The organism is Opacimonas viscosa, from assembly GCF_024199005.1.
Lineage (GTDB): Bacteria > Pseudomonadota > Gammaproteobacteria > Enterobacterales > Alteromonadaceae > Opacimonas > Opacimonas viscosa.
In genome coordinates this window covers 1-275 of the sequence record NZ_JANATA010000102.1, presented here as the reverse complement: position 1 = coordinate 275, position 275 = coordinate 1, and the positions used below count along the sequence as shown (strand labels likewise).

General features: G+C 49.5%; 1 protein-coding gene. It reads left to right on the top strand.

Features of this window, described 5'->3' with window-relative positions; translation table 11 throughout:
- Positions 1-198, top strand: a 198-nt coding sequence (locus NLF92_RS12870; RefSeq protein ID WP_254102604.1) for a PilN domain-containing protein, incomplete at its 5' end; no start/stop codon positions are given.
- Between the last annotated feature and the right edge of the window lie 77 nt (positions 199-275).

Genomic DNA, 275 nt, shown 5'->3' with positions numbered 1-275 from the left:
TCGAACAACCGTCTGGCTGAGTTTATGCGACAGCTGGAAAAGTCCAAAGTCTTCACTGCCGGTGATTTGTCTTCCATTGTGGCCGACACCAGCGCCAGTGACGCTGTCAGTGAATTCACGCTGACCTTTTCAATTAGCCAGGTACTTGCCAACGCCCAGCGCGAGGCAGAGCAGAAAGCGAAGGGAGGCAAAAAATGAAGTTTGACGTGTCTCGCCTGAAAGAAATGAACGATCTGGATTTTGAACAGGTTGCGGTATGGCCTTTTGAAATCAAA